We start from the raw sequence: 16609 nt of genomic DNA, 5'->3' as shown, positions 1-16609 counted from the left end.
TACCATTCGAGTCCTGACCCCGTCGCGACATACTTGAGAATCCCACATCCCCGGAGGACCGATTGAGCATCCAGTCGACGATCGAAGCGGCCGCATCGACGCTCCCGCCCTCGCTCGCCCGCATCGCGACCGTGGTGCGCGAGAACCCCTCGATCGTGATCGACACGACCATCAACGAGCTCGCCGAGAAGTGCCACACCTCCGTCGCCTCCGTCGTGCGGTTCTGCCGGGCGATCGGCTTCAGCGGCTACGCCCCGCTGCGCATGGCCCTCGCGACCGAGCTCGGCAAGGAGGCCGCGCAGTTCTCCGCCCGCGGCGCCTTCGGCTCCGAGATCGCCGAAGACGACACGCTGCAGGAGGCCGTGTCCAAGCTCGCGGCGCTCGAGCTCCTGGCGATCGAGGAGACCGTGGCACAGCTCGACTTCGACGTGCTCGAGGCCGCGATCGAGGCGATCGACAGCGCCGACCGCATCCTGCTGTACGGCATCGGCGCGAGCCAGTTCGTGGCGGAAGACCTGGCGCACAAGCTGCTGCGCGTCGGCCGCAACGCGCACCTGCTCGCCGACCCGCACGAGGCCGTCGCCGCGACCGTGCTGCACACCGCCCCCACGGTCGCGATCGGCTTCTCGCACGCCGGGTCCACGCTCGAGACCGTGCGCTTCCTGGAGTCCGCACGCGCGAACGGCGCCGCCACCGTCGCCGTGACCTCGGCCAAGGACTCCGCGCTCGCGCACGCCGCCGACCATGCGCTGTTCACCGAGGTCCGCGAATCCACGTTCCGTGCGGGCGCCATGGTCAGCCGCATCGCCCAGCTCACCCTGGTCGACTGCCTGTTCATCGGCGTGGCCAAGCGCCGCTACGCCGAGACGGTCGACGCGCTGCGTCGCACCCGCCAGGCCACGCACGTGCTGCGCGACTGAGGCCTCGTCCGGGCCCGCGTCCCGTCAGCCGTGCGCGGCAGGCGCATCCGCGGCCGCGCGTCGCACCTGGGCCGCGGACGGCGTGCGCGGCCCGATCGAGCCCGCCGTGCGCAGGAACACGATGATCCAGCTGAAGATCAGCACCGCCGCGATCAGCTCGACCGCCGTCAGGTTGTAGTAGCCCACGGCGAAGAACGCGCCGAGCAGCGCGATCACCAGCACGTACGCCCAGCCGAGGCCGACGAACACGCGCGGGATGGTGGGCAGGAACCACGGCAGCCCCACCACGACCACCGCGAACACCACGGCCATGCCGGTCGCGACCGTGTTGTGCAGCAGGAAGAACTCGTCCACCGGGAACAGTCCGACGCACGCGAGGAAGATCCCCATCAGGATCAGTCCGCCGCGCACCACGAGGCGTCCGCGGCGCTCGGCCCGGTCGTCGGCGGGGAGTCCGGCCGTGGCGTACCGGGCGATCGTTGTGACCATGACGCCCGCGATCACGAGCGTCGCGTTGAAGGCCACCGAGGCGCTGTTGCTGCTCATGCCCAGCGCCGACAGGTTGTCGCGCCACCAGTGCACGTCGCTGGAGGCCAGCATGCTCGCGAACGCGCCGACCACGAGGAACACCGCCAGCACGAGCGACAGCACCATCGGAGTCAGGGCCACCGCGCTGAGGAACGACACGTACGACGTGAGGGCGAAGGCCACCGCCATCAGGATCGCGCCGGGGAACGGGAACACGGGAGCGTCCACGAAACTGCGCTCCAGCAGCTCGGCGATGCCCAGCCAGCCCAGGTAGGCGATCGCGGCGTGGGCGAACGCGATCGCGATCAGGTCGTACCAGCGCAGGCGGTCGCCCGGCACGCTGAAGCCGTCGCGCGCGACGGCGGGGTCACCACGCTCCGGGCGCACCGCGAGCCGCCCGAGCGCGAACGCGATGGCCGCGGTCGCCGCGCCGCCGTAGGCCGCGAACACCCCGATCGACCCCGCGCCACTGATGGACAGCTCGTGCCCCCAGAAGACGGGCAGCGCCACGACGAACCCGAGCACCAGGAAGGCCGCCCCCACGATCAGCGCCGTCGCCTCGTACACCGCCTCAGGTGTGCCCGGTCCGCGCACCTGCCGCAGCACCCGCACGACCCGATCCGCGAGCATCCTCATCGCCCCGTCACTCACGGACCACATCCTAGAAGGCATCCCGCTCCCGCGGTCCCGGTGATAGCATCGCGGAACGGATCGTATACAACGTCGTCGTTCCACCAGCCCGAGGTGATCAGTCATGAACGGTGCACTCGCCGCCCCCGCCGAATCGGTGTCGACCCTGGTCGCGCGCAACATCAGTGATTTCCGCGCCGCCGTCTCCGAGTCGTTCGTCCCCCTGCAGGTCTCCACCGCGGGTGCCGACCAGTTCCGCGGCGTGATCCGCGGCGCCTCGGTCGACGAGGTGCACGTGAACGACATCCGCGCCACGTCGCACGTGGTCGAGCGCACCACGGAGCTGATCGCGCGGGGTGACCGCTCGTACTTCAAGGTCAGCCTCATGCTCGCCGGCACCGGTCTGCTGATCCAGGACGACAGGGAGGCCGTGCTGCAGCCCGGCGACCTGGCCGTGTACGACACCGACCGGCCCTACTCGCTCGTGTTCGACCAGGACTTCCGCACCATGGTCGTGATGTTCCCCAAGCACCTCATCAGCCTGCCCGCCGACATGATCGGCCAGCTCACGGCCGTGCGTATCTCCGGCCAGGAGGGACTGGGCAGCATGGTCGTGCCCTACCTCACGCAACTCGCCGGCAACCTCGACCAGCTCGCCGGCACGACCGGTGCCCGCCTCGCGCACAGCGCGCTCGACCTCGTCACGACCGTCTTCACGCGCGAGCTCGGGCTCGATCAGGCCTCGGCCGATCCGCACCGCGCGCTCATGCAGCGCATCCGCGCGCACATCGACCGCCACCTCGCCTCGACCGACCTGGGACCGGCGACCATCGCCGCCGCCCACTTCATCTCCACGCGGCACCTCCACGGGCTGTTCCAGGAGCAGGGCGTGACGGTGTCGACCTGGATCCGCACGCGCCGCCTGGAGCAGTGCCGCCGCGATCTGCTCGACCCCATGCTCGCCGACCGCCCCGTCGCCGCCATCGCCGCCCGCTGGGGCTTCGTCGACGCCGCGCACTTCAGCCGGGCGTTCAAGACCGCCTACGGCGTCTCGCCCAGCGAGTACCGCAGCACGCACTGACCCGCGGCGGTCCCGACCGCGCCTCTCCGCCCGCGCCCCCTGACCCGGCGCGCCGCGGCGTCCCGTCGTTCCCGGCCGCGCCGCCCGCCGGCACCCGCGCCCTCCCCGCAACGGGAGAGACTCCGGACTTGCCCGGGAGGGCACGCCGGTTGACTCTCGGCGCGCGATGGATGCCGCGCCCTTGAGGGCTCCCCCGACCGCGCCGGAGCATGAGGCAAGCGCACCGCGACGACGCGGTGCCCGGGGCGACGGAGCCCCGCCGCGTGCGACGTCAGGACCCCCATGACCGACCTCTCGACCGATCCCGCGCTGGACGAATGGCGCACCTACGACGAGTTCGCCGCCGGCATCGACACCTACCGGCTGCCCAGCACCGGCCTCGCCGGCACCGCGATCCATCTCACGCTCGACGACGGCGGCCGCCTCGCGCTCCGCTTCGACGAGGACGCCGTCACCTGGGAGGGCCTGGGCTCCTCGGGCCGCGACCCCTACGACGCGGTGCGCGTGCGCGACGACGTCGTGTTCGTCAACATCCCGTTCGAGAGCCGCGAGCGCGAAGCCCTCACGGTCGTGTTCTCGAGCACCACCCGCCGGGCGACCGTGGTGCGCTCGCGCATCGCCGCGGAGGCCGTGGACGGCACGCCGCAGGTCGGGCAGGACTTCTGGGCCGCCACGATCGACGGCGCCCCGGCGAGCGGCGAGGTCCCCGGCCCGAGCCGCGACCTCATCGGCAAGCGCAACGTCTACCGCTACAGCCCGCACCACCTGTACGAGCACGTGTACGTGTCCAGTCAGCGCTACGCCTGGCAGTGCCTGGAGGGGGTGCAGCGCGGTCACGGCGACATGGACCTGTCGACCGTGTGGAAGTTCGCGGACGGCCTGTACCTGTTCTGCTTCCGCGAGTTCCGCATCGCCGTCGCGAGCGTGTGGCTGCACGACCTCGGCTACCAGCTGCAGACCACGGGCATCTTCCTCGGTCTCAACGGCGACGGGGAGTCGGAGCACTCGCGCGCCGGCGGCCGCATCTACCCCCTGGGCACCGTCGCCTACCCCGACGTGCAGCCCGTCTGAGCCGAGGAGACCACGATGAGCAATGCAGACCTGGTGCGCAGCCACTACGCCGCGAACGACCGAGGCGACCTCGACGGCATGCTCGCGCCGTTCGCCGCCGACATCGAGTGGACCGAGGCCGCCGGCTTCCCGTACGCGGGCACCTACATCGGCCCCGACGCGGTGGCCGAGAACGTGTTCGCCCGCATCCAGGAGGAGTGGGACGACTACACCGTCGCGATCGACGAGGTGGTCGACGGCGGCGACGTGGTGGTCGGCATCGGCACCTACTCCGGCACGTACAAGCGCACCGGGCGGTTCTTCGCGGCGCGCGTCGCCCACGTCTGGCGCGTGGCGGACGGCGAGATCGTCGCGTTCGAGCAGTTCACCGACACCGAGCTGGTCAACCGCGCGCTGCACGACTGAGCACCGGCGCCCCACCGCACCGCGCGCCCGCACGACACACAGCACCACGAACACGAACACGAGAGGCAGGAAGCACATGAACAGACGAGCAACCGGCACCGCGGCAGTCCTCGCCGTGGCGGCCATGGCTCTCGCCGGCTGCGCCGGCGGGGACGGCGCAGGCGGGGGCGACGGCGCCCCCATCGTCGTCGGCTCGGTCAACACGATCAGCGGACCGGCGACGTTCCCCGAGGCCTCTCAGGCCGCGGCGGCCGTGTTCGACGCCTTCAACGAGGAGGGCGGTCTCGACGGACGCATGATCGAGTACAAGATGCTCGACGACAAGGGCGACCCGGCCACGGCCACCGCCTCGGCACGCGAGATCGTCGGCAGCGACGGAGCGGTCGCGCTCGTGGGCTCCGCGAGCCTGATCGAGTGCGAGATCAACGCCAAGTACTACGAGCAGGAGGGCATCCTGTCGCTGCCCGGCATCGGCGTCGACACCGGCTGCTTCGACAGCGACAACATCTCCCCCGCCAACGTCGGCCCGTTCAACGACATGACCCTCACGCTGCAGTACGGCTCCGAGGTGCTCGGCCTCGACGACATCTGCATCCTGCTGGAGATCGCCGGCTCGACGCGGCCGACCTACCAGGCCGCGATCGACAAGTGGACCGAGATCACCGGCAAGGAGCCGAAGTACATCGACGACACCGTGCCCTACGGCGCCTCGGACTACACGCCGTACATCGTCAAGGCGCGCGACCAGGGCTGCAAGGCGCTCGCGATCAACCCGGTCGAGCCCGACGCGATCGGTCAGGTCAAGGCCGCGAACGCCCAGGGCTGGGACGACGTGACCTGGCTGTACCTCACGAGCGTCTACAGCGAGAACTTCGCCGACGCGATCGACGACGCGGGGGCGGGCATCTACGTCCCCGCCGAGTTCTACCCGTTCACGGACGACAACGAGATCAACGCCGACTGGCGCGAGCTGATGGAGGCGAACGACATCCCGCTCACCTCGTTCAGCCAGGGCGGCTACCTCGCCGCGACGTACTTCATCGAGGTGCTGAAGAGCATCGACGGAGACATCACGCGCGAGAGCGTCTCGGAGGCGCTGAAGAGCATGGAGCCGATCGAGAATCCGATGGTGGGCACGCCCTACGCGTTCGGCACGCAGAACACCGCGGGCTGGCCGATCATCCTCAAGTCCGGCACGAACGCCTGGGAGAAGGTCGCGGACGACTGGCTCCGCATCGGCGAATGACCCGAGCGCCCTTCGTCTCGCTTCGCGGGCGAAGGGCGCTCAGGAACCACCCCTCACCAGAAAGGACGCCTGATGCTGCAAGGCGCCATCGCCGGACTCGCCGCCGGCGGCCTCTACGCCGTGCTCGGCGTATGCCTCACCCTGATGTCCCGGCTCGTCCGGGTCGTGAACTTCGCGCAGGCCGCGACCGGGATGTTCGGCGCGTTCACCGCTGTGTGGTTCGTGCGCGAGCTCGGGCTGCCGATCTGGCTCGGCTCGGTCCTCGGCGTGCTGGTGGCCGGGCTGCTCGCCGCGGCCATCGGCTTCATCGCCGCGACCTGGCTGTCGGAGGCGTCCACCACGACCCGCTCCGCCATGACCGTGGGTCCGCTGCTGCTGCTGATCTCGCTGTCGTTCATCCTGTTCGGCAACAAGCCGCAGCCGTTCACGCCCATCATCGCCGGCCCCGCGTTCTCGCTCGGCGGCGTCGTGATCAGCCAGGTCACCGTCGCGACCGTGGCGATGGCCGTGGTGACCGCGCTGCTCGTACGGCTCGTGCTGCGCCGCACCCGCGTGGGCACCCAGCTGCGCGCCCTGTCGGAGCGCCCCACCACGGCCGAGCTGCTGGGCATCCGCTCGCGGCCGCTGTCGATCGCGGTGTGGTTCGTGACCGGCGTGATCAGCGCCATCGCGATCATCATCGTCGCGCCGTCGCAGTCCAACGACGCGACCAGCCTGTCGATGCTCATCGTGCCCGCGGCCGCGGCCGCCCTGCTCGGCGGATTCCGTCGCCTCGACCTCGCCGTCGTCGGCGGCCTCGTGCTCGGCGTGCTCGGCGGACTCGTCGCCCAGATCGACGAGGTCGCGCTCGTGCGCAACTTCCTCCCGTTCCTGTTCATCGTCGTCCTGCTGCTCTGGACGCAGCGCAAGGAGGTGTGGGATGCCGCTCGCTGACCGCCCCTGGTTCCGTCTCACCTGGCCGTTCGCCGTGGCCGCCGTCGGTATCGGCGCCGGCGCCATCCTCAGCGCTGCCCTGCCCGGCTACTTCGTCTTCCTCGCGATCAGCGCCGTGACCGCGGCCATCGCGATCCTCGGCCTCGGCATCGTGACCGGCTCCGCCGGGATGATCGCGCTGTGCCAGCTCACGTTCGCCGCGGTCGGCGCGTGGATCGTGTCGCTGCTGAACGTGATGCAGGCCCCCGGCGGGTTCCTGGTGTGGCTCGTGCTCGGGGGCGTCGCCGCAGGGCTCGTGGGCATCCTCGTCGGGCTGCCGGCGCTGCGACTGCGGGGCGTGAACCTCGCGGTGGTGACGCTCGGGTTCGCCGCGGCCGCCGATGTCACGCTCGTGCAGATCCAGTTCCCCGGTTCGGCCGACGGCATCGCGGTCGAGCGGCCGGGCCTGTTCTCCAACGACCGGCAGTTCTTCTTCCTCTCGATCGTGGTGCTCGCGGTGTGCGGGCTCGCGGTGTTCTTCCTCCAGCGCGGCCGCTGGGGTGCCAGCTGGAAGGCCGTGGCGTTCTCCGAGCGCGGCACGGCGGCCGCGGGGCAGAGCGTGCGCACGGCCAAGCTCACGGCGTTCGCGGTCTCGGCGGCGCTCGGCGGCATCTCGGGCGGGCTGCTGGCCGGGCAGGTGCAGCTGCCGTTCGCGTCGAGCTTCACCCCGCTGCAGTCGCTCGCGCTGTACGTGCTGGCCATCATGTCGGGGGCGCACCTGATCGACATGGCCATCTTCGGCGGGATCCTGTGGGTGCTGGTGCCCGAGCTGCTCAAGCGCTGGGGGGTGCCGCAGGACTGGGGCTTCGTGGTGTTCGGCGTGCTGGGCGTGCAGGCTCTCACCAGCGGCACGAACCTGGGCCAGGGCATCCGCAACCTCCTGTACCGCCGCGCCGACCGTCGCACCAGGAACGCGGAGCTGTCGGCCCTGCCTCCGGACGCGACCGCGGACGCGGCGGCCATCACCACGACCACCACGGCCACCGTGGACGAGGCGGCGCTCGACGGCGCGCCCGTGCTGACGGTCGAGGGGCTCACCGTGCGGTTCGGCGCCCTGAAGGCGCTGGACGACGTGTCGCTGCAGGTGCCCGCCGCGTCGATCATGGGCCTGATCGGGCCCAACGGCGCGGGCAAGTCGACCTTCGTCGACGCAATCAGCGGCTTCCTTCCCCAGCACGACGGCCGCGTGCTGCTCGGCGACCGCGACCTCGCCGGGCTCTCCCCCACCCGCCGCGCCCGCCTCGGACTGCGTCGCACGTTCCAGCAGGACCGCGTGCCGCCCGCGCTCACGGTCGGCGGCTACGTGCGCTTCGTCGCGCGGCGCCGGCTCGCCGCGGCCGACATCGACGAGGTACTGGCCTTCTTCGGCTGCCCGCCCGCGCGCGCCCGCCTGTCGAGCGTGGACGTGGGGACGCGGCGGCTCGTGGAGGTCGCCGCGAACGTGGCCGCCCGCCCGCGCCTGCTGATCCTCGACGAGCCCGCCGCCGGGCTGTCGCACGAGGAGCACCTGGCCCTGGCCGCGCGCCTGCGGGAGCTGCCGGCGCGCTACGGCGTCGCGCTCATCATCATCGAACACGACCTCGACCTGGTCCGCTCGGTGTGCCCGACCCTCACGGTGCTCGACTTCGGGCGCGTGCTGGCGAGCGGACCGCAGGCGGAGGTCCTCGCGAACCCCGACGTCGTCAAGGCGTACATGGGAGAGACGGAGCTGCTGACATGAGCGAACTCGTGCTCGACGGCGTCACGGTGAGCCGCGGCGCCGGACCGGTGATCTCGGACGTGTCGCTGCGGGTCGGCGGCGGCGAGGTGCTGGCGCTGGTGGGACCGAACGGCGCGGGCAAGACCAGCCTGATCGAGTCGGTGTCCGGCGTGACCCCGCACTCGGCCGGCACGATCACGCTCGACGGCGAGCCGATCGACAGGCTGTCGCGCGTGGCCCGTGCGCGGCGCGGCATCGTGCACATCGAGCAGGGGCGGGCCGTGTTCCCGTCGCTCACGGTGCGCGAGAACCTGTCGCTCACGGCGCGCACCGCGGGCGAGATCGACGCCGTGCTGGCACAGTTCCCCGAGCTGGAGAAGCGCATCGACGCCCCGACCGCGCTGCTGTCGGGCGGCGAGCAGCAGATGGTGGTGCTGGCGCGCGCGTTCGCCGCGAAGCCGCACGTGCTGCTGATCGACGAGATGTCGCTCGGGCTCGCCCCCGTGGTGTTCCTGCGGCTCATGCCGATCGTGCAGTCGATCGCGCAGTCCGGGGTGGGCGTGCTGCTGGTGGAGCAGTTCACCCAGCTGGCGCTCGGGCTCGCGAACGAGGCCGTGGTCGTCGCGGGCGGACGGGTGTCGTTCCAGGGCGCACCGCAGACGCTGCAGGACGATCCCGAGCTGCTGCACCGCGCCTACCTGGGCGGCTGAGGGCGGCGGCGGGGGTTAGCCTGAACGGATGACCGAGACCCTCCGCGCCCGCGCCGTCCTGCTCGACATGGACGGCACCCTCGTCGACTCGACCGCCGTCGTGGAGCGGCTGTGGCTCGCGTGGGCGGAGCCGCACGGGATCGACCCCGAGACGGTGCTGAGCGTGGTGCACGGCCGCCAGGGCCACCAGAGCATGGCGATCATGCTCCCGGAGCGCGACCACGCCATCAACCTCCGCGAGAACGAGCTCATGCTCGCGACCGAGGCGCAGGACGTGGAGGGGGTCGTCGCGATCCCCGGCGCCGATGCGCTGCTGGCGGCCCTGCGCGAGCACCCGCACGCGATCGTCACGTCGGCCGACGTGGCACTCATGACCGCCCGGATGGGGGCGGCCGGGCTGACGCTGCCCGCGCTCGCGGTGACGGCCGAGAACGTCTCCGCCTCCAAGCCCGACCCGGAGGGGTTCCTGCTGGCGGCGCGCACGCTCGGCGTCGACCCGGCCGACTGCGTCGTGTTCGAGGACTCCGGTGCGGGCATCCAGGCCGCGCACGCCGCGGGCATGCGCGTGGTGGGCGTGGGCCGTCACGCCACGGCCCACGCCCCGACCGTGCACGTGGACGACCTCACGCAGGTCGCGATCGCCCCCACGGACGAGGGGTTCGAGATCAGGATCGGCTGACGCGGGACGCGCCGGTCACATGCCGGCGTGATCGAACGCGATCGTGGGCACGTCGACCACGTGCGAGCCGCCGTCGGCCACGATCACCGCGCCCGTGATGTACGACGACTCCCCCGAGCCGAGGAACCGCACGACCGAGGCGATCTCGGCGGGACGGGCCGGACGCCGCAGCGGCACGTCGGCCGTGACCGTCGCATACCCCTCCTCGCGCGACCCGAGTCCCGCGTGCGACGCGAACTCGTCCATCTCCTCGTCGGCCATGGGTGTCTGCACCCAGCCGGGGCAGATCGCGTTCACGCGCACGCCGTGTCGCCCGTAGTCGCGGGCGAGCGTGCGCGTCAGGCCGATCAGCGCGTGCTTGCCGACCGTGTACCCGGCGACCGAGGGCCCCGCGAACAGCCCGGCCAGCGACGACACCACCACGATCTGCCCCTTCGCCTCGATCAGCGCGGGAAGCGCCTCGCGTGCCATCGTGAACGCGGTCGTGAGGTTCGCGCGGATCGCGGCCTCCCAGCTCGCGTCGTCGGTCTCGGCCACGGGCGAGAAGCCGTGGCCGCCCGCGTTCGCGACCAGCACGTCGATGCGGCCGAAGCGCGCCAGCACCTCGGCGACCGCGGCCTTCGCGGAGGCCGTGTCGGCGGCGTCGGCCACGATCGGCACGGCGCCCACCGCCCGTTCCACCTCGTGCAGCGGCTCCGGCCGGCGCCCCACGACCACCACGTGGGCGCCCTCGGCCGCGAAGCGCTCCGCGACCGCGGCGCCGATGCCCGTGCCGCCTCCGGTGATGACCACGACGCGTCCGGAGACGCTCGATCCGACCACGGTTGCCATGTGTGCTCCTGTTGTGTGTTCTGGCGCGGGGCGCCGCGGGGCCGGACGCGGTCGCGTCAGGCGGGGAAACCCGAACGGGCGGTGTAGCCGAAGTCGCTCAGCAGCGTGGCGCCGTTGACCGGGCGGCTGCGCGGCGACACCAGGTACGTCACGTGCGCGGCCACCTCCTCGGCGGTCTGCACCGGGAAGGCGGGATCGTCGAACGCGTCCGCTCCGAGGTCGCCGCGGCTCAGGGGTGTGTCCACCACGGAGGGCGCGACCGCGTTGACCCGGATGCCGGTGCCGGCGAGGTCGACCGACAGCGCCCGGCCGAACTGCACCAGTGCGGCCTTCGACGCGCAGTACGGGGCCATGCCGGGCGAGGCCACGACGGCCGAGTCGCTCGCGAGCAGCACGACCGCCGCGGTCTCCGCGGCCCGCAGGGCGGGCAGCGCGTGCTTGAGCACGAGGAACGGCCCCGTCACGTTCACCGCGAAGACGGTGTTCCAGTCCGTGAGGGTCGTGTCCTCCACGGCCGTGCCCACCGGGCCGGAGATCCCGGCGCAGCACACCACCGCATCGAGCCGGCCGAGCGTCGCGACCGCGGTCGTCACGGCGTCGCGCACCTGCTCCTCGCGCACGACATCGGCCACCACCGCCACGGCGTCGGCGTGCCCGGCGGCGCGGAGTCCGGCGACCGTGCCGCGGACGGCGGCGGCGTCGCGGTCGAGCAGGGCCACGCGCACCCCCTCCGCGGCGAGCGCGTGCGCGACCGCGCGGCCGATGCCGCTGCCGGCGCCCGTGACGAGGGCCGTGGTGCCGTCGAGCCGCAGATCCATGTCGTCCTCCCTGCCGCCGGGCCCCGGCGGTGCGCGGGGGACGGCGGCGGTGTCGTCCCGGTCATCCTGCTCCCCCGCCGCCGGGCGAAGAACGGCGCCGGGGCGGGTGTGCACCGTGGCACCATCGTCCTTCGCTCACGGTCAAGCGCCGCGGCCGGCCGGGCAGCAGACTCGCTCTATCGACGATTCCCCTCGTCGTCGATGCCGTGTCCGCACGGCCGTCACCGAGCAAAGGAGCCGACGTGGCAGAGCAGCTGTCCGCGTCCACGACGCCGCACCACACCTCCCTCCGACCGGGCGCCCTCGGCGTCGCCGGCATCGTCTTCCTCGTCCTGGCCGCGGTCGCTCCGCTGACCGGGATCGTGGTGGTCGCATCGCTGGCGATCGCACTGGGCAACGGCGGCGGAACCCCCATGTCGTTCTTCCTCGTCGCGGCGATCCTGCTGCTGTTCGCGGTGGGCTACGCCCAGATGTCGAAGCAGCTGGTCAACGCGGGCGGCTTCTACGCCTTCGTCGTGAAGGGCCTGGGCCGCACGGGCGGCCTGATCGCCGGGCTCATCGCGACGCTCGGCTACAACTTCTTCGTGGTCGGCACGATCGGCACGAGCGGCTTCTTCATGCAGACGATCATCCGCGACCTCACCGGGCTCGACGTGAACTGGCTGGTGTGGGGTCTGCTGTCGATCGTGGTGTGCTTCGTGCTCGCCCGGATCGGCGTGGACTTCAGTTCCAAGGTGCTGGGCGTGTGCCTGGTGCTGGAGGTGCTGATGCTGGTCGTGTTCGACATCTCCGTGCTGGTGCAGACCGGGTACGACGTGTCGGCGTTCAGCCCCGAGGCCGTGTTCTCCGGCTCGCTGCCGATCGGCCTGCTGCTCGCGGCCACCGGCTTCCTCGGCTTCGAGGCGACGGCGCTGTTCAGCGAGGAGGCCAAGCAGCCGCTGCGCACCATCCCCCGCGCCACCTACACCTCGATCATCGCGATCGGCGTGATCCTCGGCGTCACCACGTGGGCGGTCGTGAGCGCGACCGGCGTGGCGCAGGCGCAGGCCACCGCGCTGGAGCACCTGCCCACGGGCGACCTCATCTTCTCGCTGTCGCAGCAGTACCTGGGCGGCCCGCTCACGACCGTGATGATGGTGCTGCTGCTGGTGAGCCTGTTCGCGGCCATGCTCGCGTTCCACAACTCCGCCACGCGCTACCTGTACTCGCTCGGCCGCGCACGCATCCTGCCGCAGGCGCTCGCCCGCACGCGCCCCAACGGCGCCCCGCAGCTCGCGGGCATCGTGCAAGCCGGGTTCGCGGGCGTCGTGGCGATCCTGTTCGCGATCGCCGGCGCCGACCCCATCCTCACGCTCGTACCAGCCATGCTCGGCTTCGGCACCCTGAGCGTGCTGATCCTGCAGGGGCTGGCCGCGATCTCGATCGTGGTCTACTTCCGCCGCAGGGGCGACCAGCGCTGGTGGAGCACGTTCATCGCGCCGGGCATCGGCTTCCTCGGCATCGCCGCGATCTCGGTCCTCGCCATCGTGAACTTCAACATCGTGGCCGGCTCGGAGGAGCTCGCGATCCGCCTGATGCCGCTGCTGCTGGTGCTCGCCCTGATCGGCGGCATCGTGTACGCCGCCTACCTGCGCCGCGCGAAGCCCGCCGTGTACGACGGCCTCGCGACCGACCTGGAGCGGTTCAGCGACCGCTGACCCTCCCCCACCGTCCGCCTCCGAAGGAAGGAACCCCATGACCACCACGCTGAACCCCGCCGACACCTCCACCTGGCTGCCGCTGGAGGGTCTCGCCCCCGGCTTCGACGCGAACAAGGCCCCGCACAGCACGGCGCTGAGCGGACGCGAGCTCACCGTGGTCGACGGCCGCGGCACCCGCATCGTGCACCGCTTCGCCGACACCACCGTGGAGTGGGACTACCGGCCGGGCGCCGACGACCCGACCGAGGCGTTCTCCGACACCGACGACTACGAGGCGTTCGAGGTGGACGACGAGCTGTACTTCGTGCAGTTCCACCACCGCTACCTGCCGAACGAGGCCGTGTCGCTCATCCTCGACCTGCGCCACGGCCGCACGCTGGCCGTGATCTCCGACATCCTGCCCGCGCCGGAGCAGGGCCGCACGCGCGTGCAGCACCACTTCGCACCGGGCGAGCTCGAGGGCTTCACCGTGACGGGAGCCGAGGCGGCCCCCACCACGACCCTGATCGGGCGCCGCGTGGAGTGGGTGTACAGCGAGGAGCACGCCTACGAGCACGTGTACCTGTCGCCGCGGTGGTACTCGTGGCAGTGCCTCGCGGGCCCCGAGCGCGGGCTCGCCGACACGGACGAGAACAGCGTGTGGCAGGTGCGCCCGGGCATCTACGTGTTCGCGTGGCGGGAGAAGGTGATCCCGTGCGCCTCCGTCACCATCGCCGACCACCGCGACGCGAACGCGATCCGCTCGCACGGCGTGCTGTTCGGCCTGGACGAGACGGGCGAGGTGCCGACCCACTTCACGTTCGGCGCGCACGGACGCCTGCTGTCCACCACGCTGCACACGCCGGAGCTCGAGCCGGCGACGTTCGGGGACGCCTGACATGACGGACGTCGCCGACCTCATCGTCACCGGTGCCACGATCCGCACGGCCGACAGGACGAACCCGCGCGCGGAGGCGTTCGCGGTGCGCGACGGACGCCTGGTCGCGGTGGGCGACCGCGCCGACGTCGAGGCGCTGCGCGGACGACGCACGCGGCTGCTCGACGTCGGCGACGCCGCGGTCTATCCGGGCTTCGTCGACGTGCACAACCACCACGCGCTCGCGGGCCGCACCGACCTGTTCGAGCTGTCGCTGGCGCCGTCGCTCACGCTCGACGAGATCCTCGACCGGGTGCGGGAGAAGGCGGCGACGCTGCCCGAGGACGCGTGGATCGTCGGCGGCGCCGTGGCCACCACGCTGCTGCCGACCCTGGCGAACACGGCCACGCGGAAGCGGCTCGACGAGGCCGCGGGCGGGCGACCCGTCGCGCTCATGGAGGACTCGCGGCACAACCGCTGGGCGAGCACCAGGGCCCTGGAGCTCGCGGGCATCACCGCCGACCGCGTCCCCGCCTCCGGGGTCACGCTGCTCGACCCCGACGACGGCACCCCGACCGGCGTGCTGCTGGAGGCCGCGGGCATCCCGGTGCAGGAGGCGTACGACCGCAGCGGCGGGCTCACCCCGGAGCAGCACGCCGCCGCCTCGCGCCGCGGGGTGGAACTGCTCAACTCGTTCGGCATCACCGCGTTCCAGGACGCGGGGGTGTCGGTCGACATCCTGGCCGCGCTCGCCGGGCTCGACCGCGCGGACGAGCTGCACGCGTGGGTGGTGTCGTCGCTGCTCATCAACGACGAGATCTTCGGCTTCGACCCGATCGGCTCGCCGCTGCTCGACCGCGGCGAGGAGTTCCGCACGCCGCACCACCGCCCCGACTTCGTGAAGATCTTCCTCGACGGCGTGCCGCCCGCGCGCACCGCGTCGTTCCTCGACCCGTACCCGGCCGACCCGGTGCACGGCGCGCACTTCCACGGCGAGACCACCATGACGTTGGACGAGCTCACCGACTGGCTGCGCACCGTGGCCGCGCGGGGGCTGGGCGCGAAGGTGCACTGCACGGGCGACGGCTCGGCGCGCCTGGTGCTGGACGCGACGGAGCGGCTGCGGGCGGACGGGTTCACCACGCCGGTACAGATCGCGCACGGACAGTTCCTCGCGCCGAGCGACATCCCCCGGCTCGCGGCACTGGACGTGTCCGCGGACATCTCGCCGTTCATCTGGTACCCGGGCGTGATCCCGCAGGCGCTGGCCGACGTGCTCGGCGAGCGGGCGGAGCACTCGCAGCCCAACCGCACCCTGCTCGACGAGGGCGCGCTGGTGGCCGGCGGCTCGGACTGGCCGGTGAGCGAGTCGCCGAACACCCTCGAGGGCCTGCAGGGTCTGGTGACGCGCGCCGATCCGCTCGGTCGTGCCCCAGGCACGCTGTGGCCGGAGCAGGCGATCACGGCCGAGGAGGCGCTGGAGGTGTTCACGATCAACGCCGCCACCGCGATGGGCCTCGGTGCGGAGACGGGCTCGCTCGCTCCGGGCAAGTCCGCGGACTTCGTGGTGCTCGAGCGCGATGCGATCGCGGGCCCCGCAGACGAGATCGTGCACACCGAGGTCGTGTCGACCTGGTTCGCCGGGCGCGCGGTACACGAGCGCTGAGCACCCGGTGCGCCGCTACCATGAGGCCATGCGCCGCTTCCCCGCCTCCGTGTACCGCGTGGGCGAGGAGCCCGATCCGCGGTTCTCGCTCGCGAACGAGCGCACGTTCCTGGCCTGGACCCGCACCGGTCTCGCGCTGATCGCCGGTGGCGTGGCGCTGGAGGTGCTGGGGCTCGACCTGCACCCCGGTTTCCGCCTCGCGGCCTCGCTGCTGCTGATCGTGGCCGGCACCGCCGTGGTGCCCCTGGCGTGGGCGGAGTGGATGCGGGCCGAACGGGCGCTGCGGCAGGCCCGCCCGCTCCCCGGCGCGTTCTCGGCCGTGCTCCTCGCGGCCGTGGTGGTCACGGTGGGGCTGCTCGTGCTCGCGGGAGTGCTGTGGCGCTGACGGGAGCGCGGCCGTGAGGCGTCGCCCCGCCGCGGCCGAGGAGCCGGAACCCGAGCGCCTGTACGATCCCGGGCTGCAACCGGAGCGCACCGAGCTCGCGTGGCGGCGCACGGCCCTCGCGATCGCGATCGGGTCACTGCTGTCGCTGCGGGTCTTCCCGGCGATGCTGCCGTCCGCGGCCGAGGCATGGGGCTTCGCGCCGGGAGTGCTGGGGGTGGCCACGGCCGCGGTGCTGTGGGTCGCCGCCCGTCGCCGCCAGGTGCGCACGACCGCGGTGCTCACCGCCCGGGCGGCCGGTCCCCTGCCGGGCGGCGGGCTGCCGCTCGTGCTCACGGTGTTCGGCGCCGGATTCGGGCTCGTGGCGCTCGTGCTCGTCGCGGTCGCCCGGCTCACGGCCTGACGCCGCGGTCGT

Annotated in this window: 17 protein-coding genes; 14 read left to right on the top strand and 3 right to left on the bottom strand. The window is 72.2% G+C overall.

Annotation, left to right across the window (positions count from 1 at the left end; all coding sequences use genetic code 11):
- Window positions 1-62 precede the first annotated feature (62 nt).
- A complete protein-coding gene (locus tag KE274_RS05025; RefSeq protein WP_211541537.1) occupies window positions 63-920 on the top strand; it encodes a MurR/RpiR family transcriptional regulator in 858 nt (285 codons plus the stop codon).
- Window positions 921-944: 24 nt separating this feature from the next.
- Here the strand turns inward: KE274_RS05025 and KE274_RS05020 are convergent, their stop codons facing one another.
- Window positions 945-2099 carry a DUF998 domain-containing protein gene (locus KE274_RS05020; RefSeq protein WP_307872151.1) on the bottom strand — a complete coding sequence of 385 codons (1155 nt, stop codon included), beginning with the start codon at window positions 2097-2099 and terminating at the stop codon, window positions 945-947.
- 103 nt (window positions 2100-2202) lie between these two features.
- Here KE274_RS05020 and KE274_RS05015 point away from each other — a divergent pair, with 103 nt between their 5' ends.
- The 8 genes from KE274_RS05015 to KE274_RS04980 all read left to right on the top strand — a co-directional run bounded on the left by KE274_RS05015 (window position 2203) and on the right by KE274_RS04980 (window position 9941).
- Window positions 2203-3159, top strand: a complete 957-nt coding sequence (locus KE274_RS05015; protein WP_211541536.1) for a helix-turn-helix domain-containing protein — start codon at window positions 2203-2205, stop codon at window positions 3157-3159.
- Window positions 3160-3441: 282 nt separating this feature from the next.
- On the top strand, window positions 3442-4230 hold the full coding sequence (locus KE274_RS05010; protein WP_211541535.1) for a MoaF C-terminal domain-containing protein: 789 nt from the start codon (window positions 3442-3444) through the stop codon (window positions 4228-4230).
- Between the two features lie 15 nt (window positions 4231-4245).
- Window positions 4246-4635: a nuclear transport factor 2 family protein gene (locus tag KE274_RS05005; protein ID WP_211541534.1), complete on the top strand. Its 390-nt coding sequence runs from the start codon at window positions 4246-4248 to the stop codon at window positions 4633-4635.
- 76 nt (window positions 4636-4711) lie between these two features.
- Window positions 4712-5881 (top strand): ABC transporter substrate-binding protein, encoded by a 1170-nt coding sequence (locus tag KE274_RS05000; protein WP_211541533.1) that lies wholly within the window; start codon window positions 4712-4714, stop codon window positions 5879-5881.
- A gap of 72 nt (window positions 5882-5953) precedes the next feature.
- A complete protein-coding gene (locus KE274_RS04995) occupies window positions 5954-6814 on the top strand; it encodes a branched-chain amino acid ABC transporter permease (RefSeq protein ID WP_211541532.1) in 861 nt (286 codons plus the stop codon).
- Complete coding sequence (locus KE274_RS04990; protein ID WP_211541531.1) at window positions 6801-8573, top strand: branched-chain amino acid ABC transporter ATP-binding protein/permease; 1773 nt, start codon at window positions 6801-6803, stop codon at window positions 8571-8573. The genes KE274_RS04995 and KE274_RS04990 overlap by 14 nt, the downstream gene beginning before the upstream one ends.
- Complete coding sequence (locus KE274_RS04985) at window positions 8570-9262, top strand: ABC transporter ATP-binding protein (protein WP_211541530.1); 693 nt, start codon at window positions 8570-8572, stop codon at window positions 9260-9262. The genes KE274_RS04990 and KE274_RS04985 overlap by 4 nt, the downstream gene beginning before the upstream one ends.
- A gap of 28 nt (window positions 9263-9290) precedes the next feature.
- The gene (locus KE274_RS04980; RefSeq protein ID WP_211541529.1) at window positions 9291-9941 is read left to right on the top strand and encodes an HAD-IA family hydrolase; all 651 of its coding nucleotides are present in this window, start codon (window positions 9291-9293) and stop codon (window positions 9939-9941) included.
- A gap of 15 nt (window positions 9942-9956) precedes the next feature.
- Here the strand turns inward: KE274_RS04980 and KE274_RS04975 are convergent, their stop codons facing one another.
- On the bottom strand, window positions 9957-10772 hold the full coding sequence (locus KE274_RS04975) for an SDR family NAD(P)-dependent oxidoreductase (RefSeq protein WP_211541528.1): 816 nt from the start codon (window positions 10770-10772) through the stop codon (window positions 9957-9959).
- 56 nt (window positions 10773-10828) lie between these two features.
- The gene (locus tag KE274_RS04970; protein ID WP_211541527.1) at window positions 10829-11590 is read right to left on the bottom strand and encodes an SDR family NAD(P)-dependent oxidoreductase; all 762 of its coding nucleotides are present in this window, start codon (window positions 11588-11590) and stop codon (window positions 10829-10831) included.
- Window positions 11591-11832: 242 nt separating this feature from the next.
- Between KE274_RS04970 and KE274_RS04965 the strand changes: the two genes are divergently transcribed.
- Genes KE274_RS04965 through KE274_RS04945 form a run of 5 tightly spaced genes read left to right on the top strand, consistent with a single transcriptional unit; the run spans window position 11833 to window position 16597 of the window.
- Window positions 11833-13287, top strand: coding sequence for an APC family permease (locus KE274_RS04965; protein WP_211541526.1), 1455 nt, complete (start codon window positions 11833-11835; stop codon window positions 13285-13287).
- A 37-nt stretch (window positions 13288-13324) separates the two neighbouring features.
- Complete coding sequence (locus KE274_RS04960) at window positions 13325-14167, top strand: molybdenum cofactor biosynthesis F family protein (RefSeq protein ID WP_211541525.1); 843 nt, start codon at window positions 13325-13327, stop codon at window positions 14165-14167.
- Between the two features lies 1 nt (window position 14168).
- A complete protein-coding gene (locus KE274_RS04955; RefSeq protein ID WP_211541524.1) occupies window positions 14169-15812 on the top strand; it encodes an amidohydrolase in 1644 nt (547 codons plus the stop codon).
- Window positions 15813-15840: 28 nt separating this feature from the next.
- Complete coding sequence (locus KE274_RS04950) at window positions 15841-16197, top strand: YidH family protein (RefSeq protein ID WP_211541523.1); 357 nt, start codon at window positions 15841-15843, stop codon at window positions 16195-16197.
- Window positions 16198-16210: 13 nt separating this feature from the next.
- Window positions 16211-16597, top strand: coding sequence for a DUF202 domain-containing protein (locus KE274_RS04945; protein WP_307872150.1), 387 nt, complete (start codon window positions 16211-16213; stop codon window positions 16595-16597).
- Window positions 16598-16609 lie beyond the last annotated feature (12 nt).

This window comes from Microbacterium paraoxydans, assembly GCF_018224615.1.
GTDB classification, from domain to species: Bacteria; Actinomycetota; Actinomycetes; order Actinomycetales; family Microbacteriaceae; genus Microbacterium; species Microbacterium paraoxydans_B.
The sequence above is the reverse complement of the archived record's forward strand: the minus strand, read 5'-3'. Positions and strand labels throughout refer to the sequence as shown.